Origin of the sequence: Zhongshania sp. (assembly GCF_041623545.1) — a bacterium.
Classification (GTDB): domain Bacteria; phylum Pseudomonadota; class Gammaproteobacteria; order Pseudomonadales; family Spongiibacteraceae; genus Spongiibacter.
This window is the reverse complement of record NZ_JBFJWS010000274.1, coordinates 1-4,350: the sequence shown is the minus strand read 5'-3', so window position 1 is coordinate 4,350 and position 4,350 is coordinate 1. Positions and strand designations below refer to the sequence as shown.

The 4,350-nt window shown below is 53.2% G+C and carries 5 protein-coding genes; 2 read left to right on the top strand and 3 right to left on the bottom strand.

Annotation, left to right across the window (positions count from 1 at the left end):
• Positions 1-836 (bottom strand): lipid A biosynthesis lauroyl acyltransferase (locus tag ABYT30_RS16255; RefSeq protein ID WP_373097513.1); only part of this gene is annotated, 836 nt, incomplete at its 3' end.
• A 163-nt stretch (positions 837-999) separates the two neighbouring features.
• Between ABYT30_RS16255 and ABYT30_RS16250 the strand changes: the two genes are divergently transcribed.
• Both ABYT30_RS16250 and rpsT read left to right on the top strand, forming a co-directional pair.
• Positions 1,000-1,374, top strand: coding sequence for a diacylglycerol kinase (locus ABYT30_RS16250; protein WP_373097512.1), 375 nt, complete (start codon positions 1,000-1,002; stop codon positions 1,372-1,374).
• 119 nt (positions 1,375-1,493) lie between these two features.
• On the top strand, positions 1,494-1,766 hold the full coding sequence (rpsT, locus tag ABYT30_RS16245) for a 30S ribosomal protein S20 (RefSeq protein WP_159240972.1): 273 nt from the start codon (positions 1,494-1,496) through the stop codon (positions 1,764-1,766).
• A gap of 175 nt (positions 1,767-1,941) precedes the next feature.
• On the opposite strand, the gene proB is transcribed toward rpsT, so the two are convergent.
• A complete protein-coding gene (gene proB / locus ABYT30_RS16240; protein WP_373097511.1) occupies positions 1,942-3,069 on the bottom strand; it encodes a glutamate 5-kinase in 1,128 nt (375 codons plus the stop codon).
• Between the two features lie 11 nt (positions 3,070-3,080).
• Positions 3,081-4,283, bottom strand: coding sequence for an Obg family GTPase CgtA (cgtA, locus tag ABYT30_RS16235; protein ID WP_373097510.1), 1,203 nt, complete (start codon positions 4,281-4,283; stop codon positions 3,081-3,083).
• Positions 4,284-4,350: the final 67 nt, after the last annotated feature.

Here is a 4,350-nt window from a genome sequence, read left to right as displayed (position 1 = left end):
TGGTCAGGCACCATACGAATATTGTCTTCTAGTAACTTATTAATCGCACGGGCATCAGCAGCGGGATCCCCACTAGGGAAGTCATCCATAGGAATTATCTCCACCCGATAGCGCCGCCCGCCATCCAAGCGCTGCTGCTGGGCAAAGACCACTCGCGCCCGCCCGCCCTTAGCCAAGGTGCTGGTGCCAATAGTAGTGGCCGCCATCACGCCAAAAAACGGCACAAACTCGGCGGATTTACGGCCATAATCTTGATCCGGCAAATAATATAGGCGTCGCCCCTCCCTGAGACTGCGCAGGGCACGCTTAATATCCCGGCGATGAATCGGCTCACCATAACGGCCACGGGAGCGGCTAAGAATATACTCGAACACCGGATTTTTATGCTTGCGGTAAAATGAATCGGCGGGGTAGCGGTAACCAATTAATGTCCCGCAAACATCGAGGGACGTAAAATGTGTCCCTAATACGATAATACCCACGCCATCTTTGCCAACCTCAAGATGCTCGCTCCCCACTAAGTCAAACTCAACGCCAAGCTTATCGGGCGCCAAAAACCAAACCCGCAACGTCTCCATTAAACCAATGCCCTGATTGCGCATTGTTTTGCGAATAAGGGTGTCCCGCTCAGCATCGCTCAACTCAGGAAAACATAAGCGGAAATTGGTCTCACAAGTATGGCGCCGATCACTAGCAAAGCGATAAAACAGATTACCGACTCCTGCACCCAGCGCGTAACTCATCCGCCTTGGCAGGTGCGCAAGCAGCCACAGCACACCAACGCCCAACCAAACCGGCCAATATTTTGGGTAAATTAATTGTCGCTCAATTGTCATAGTAAGAAATTACACTATTGTTACAGCACGTATTACAACTTTGTTTTCGCCGGACTTGCGCAGCTACCCCAAATCCCATTATTCATTTAATTTGGCGTGCAGCATTGTACACTGATTAGTCCTGCCAATTGCCACTGAGCCACTACAGAGATTTACACGCCCCATGATGAACAAGCCCAGCCGCACTGGAGTGGCTCACGTCCTTGATGCCTACAAATACTCGTTGAAAGGCCTCCGCGCTGCATGGCGCCACGAGGTGGCCTTTCGCCAAGAAATCGTCCTGGCCACACTTTTACTGCCGCTAGCACTATGGTTAGGCACCAACGCCAGTGAAAGAGCATTGCTTATCGGGAGCGTGGTCATCGTAATCGTGGTTGAACTCCTCAACTCGGCCATTGAGGCAATTGTCGACCGTATCAGCACCGAGCTACACCCATTGTCAGGCCAAGCCAAAGATCTCGGCTCGGCCGCTGTAATGCTAAGTATGCTGCTGTGCCTGAGCTGCTGGGTGATGATTGCCGTACAACGCTTTTTATAGGCGACCAACGCACAAGGAATTATTCCGCCTTTAAGCAATAGCCCTATTGACAATACGGTGCCAAACAGGAATAATTCCCGGCCTAAATTTTCGGTACTAGGTTTCAAGGAGTTATAAGGGTGGCGAATTCTCCACAAGCTAAAAAACGCGCACGTCAGGCGGAAAAAAGTCGTACGCATAACGCCAGCCTGCGCTCAATGGTACGCACGTACTTGAAGAAAGTGTTGGCCGCAATCGCTTCTGGCGATCAAGAAGCCGCCAAGACTGCTTACGTATCTGCAGTTTCTGTTATTGACCGCATGGCGGACAAAGGCATTCTGCACAAGAACAAAGCAGCTCGCCACAAGAGCCGCTTGAACAGCAAAATCAAAGCAATGAGCGCAGCCGCTTAATTCGCTTTTGATTTAGCCAATAAAAAACCCGCCAAGTGCGGGTTTTTTATTGGCTAAAATTTAAATCCACCTAACACAGACAACCGCTCAACACCCGGGGCTCGCATCCGCCTTTATCTTAGCGTCTACCATCTCCCGTCCAGCATAATGCGCAAGCCACGCCTGCAACCCCACATCAACTGACCAACAAATTATCCCGATGTATCAACTCAGGCTCAGCAATATAACCAAGCGCTTCAGCAATACGCGCACTCGACAAACCCAAAAGCTTGCGGGCGTCCTCAGTATTGTAATTCACCAAACCCCGCGCAACCTCACTACCCTCAGCATCAACACACATAACAAGGTCGCCACGAGCAAACTGACCACTCACTGCCACTACACCCACAGGCAGTAAGCTGCGGCCCTGCTGACGCAATACACGCACCGCGCCATCATCGAGCTGGAGCTTGCCGCGCAACTGCAACTGCCCCGCCAACCACTTCTTACGCGCCGCAATAGGTCGCTGCCCAGATAAGAGCAAGGTCCCCAAATCTTCTCCAGCAAATACCCGATCCAAGACCCGCTCTTCACGGCCACCAACAATCACAGTATTCGCACCGGAACGCGAGGCCAGCCGAGCCGCCCGCAACTTGGTCAGCATACCGCCGCGCCCCAACGCTCCGGCGCTGCCACCGACCATCACATCGAGACTGCGATCAGCCACTTCGGCTACCGAAATTAATTCAGCTGCCGGGTTTTTGCGGGGATCTTCAGCAAACAAACCGCGCTGATCCGTTAAGATCACCAAGGTGTCGGCATCAATCAAATTAGCCACTAGGGCCGCGAGGGTATCGTTGTCACCCAAGCGAATTTCATCGGTGACCACGGTGTCATTCTCATTAACCACCGGCACCACACCCAACTCTAAAAGGGTAAGCAAGGTGCCACGAGCATTGAGATAGCGGTCACGAGCAGAAATATCGTCGTGACCTAAAAGGATTTGCGCGGTTTGCAGATTATGAGTGCGGAAACGCTGCTCATAAGCTTGAACCAAGCCCATCTGCCCAACAGCGGCAGCCGCTTGCAACTTATGAAGATCCTCCGGCCGCTCTTTCCAGCCTAGGCGAGTCATGCCCTCGGCAACCGCACCCGAAGACACCAACACCACCTCGCGACCCTCAGCACGCAGCGCAGCAATTTGCGCCACCCAGGCATCCAAGCCCTCAACACAAAGACCACGACCATCATTAGTCAGCAGGGCCGAGCCAATCTTCACCACGACGCGCTTACAGGCGCGCAAACTTTGCCGCTTATCAGACAAGCTTTTTCACCTCAGGGCCGGTAAACCACTTCAACATCATGGTCGTCATCTTCATCATCGTCGAAATCATCAGCATCACCAGCAGCGCGACGCTCAGAGCGACGCTGATCGGCCAAGGCCTGAATGCGCTCCCGCGCCTCAGACTGCATAGCATCCTGAATTTCACGCTCGCGCTCAGCAGCCTCGCTGTCGGTGGCCAGCAACTCCGCTTGCGCCTCAACGAATTGCAAAATATCTTGGCACAGCGCCTTGGTATTCGCGCCCGTTATTGCAGACACTTTATACACAGGACCAGTCCAGCCCAGCGCATCCACCACTTCCTGACAACGCGCTTCACGCTCTTCCTCAGGAATTAAATCCAACTTATTTAACACCAACCAGCGCTCGCGATTCGCCAAAGTCGGACTAAAACGCCCCAACTCCTTAGCAATAATGGCGACCGAATCTTGCGGCAAGGTCTCATCATAGGGTGCCATATCCACCAAGTGCAGCAATAAGCGCGTGCGCGTCAAATGCTTAAGGAAGCGAATCCCTAGACCCGCACCCTCCGCAGCGCCCTCTACAAGCCCCGGAATATCTGCGATAACAAAGCTCTGATGCTGCTGCACCCGCACCACACCCAAATTCGGCACCAAAGTGGTGAACGGGTAATCAGCCACTTTCGGCTTTGCCGACGATACCGCGCGAATAAACGTCGATTTACCGGCATTGGGCATACCCAACAAACCAACGTCGGCGAGCACTTTTAGCTCCAATCGCAGATTGCGGATCTCACCATCGCTACCGCGAGTGAATTGGCGCGGCGCGCGGTTAGTACTGGACTTAAAGCGGGTGTTGCCTAAACCGTGAAAACCACCCTGCACCACTTTAAGAGTGTCGCCGGCAGAAACCAGGTCACCCAAGACCTCAAGGGTATCTTCATCGATAATGGTCGTGCCAACCGGCACATCCAATACCAGATCTTCAGCGCTGCGACCTCGGCAATTGGCGCCACGACCACCCTCGCCGGGGCGGGCTGTATAAGATTTCACAAACCGGAAATCAACCAGCGTATTCATAGACGGATTGGCGTGCAGAATCACACTACCACCGTCACCGCCGTCGCCACCGTCTGGGCCACCCCAGGGGATGAATTTTTCCCGCCGAAAACTGAGACAGCCGTTGCCACCGCGACCTGCTTCAACTCGAATTACTGCCTCATCTACAAATTTCATTACCGCGCCAACCACATAAAATGAATATACCGAAAAACCTGTCTACAGAAACAAAAAAGCCCCGTCA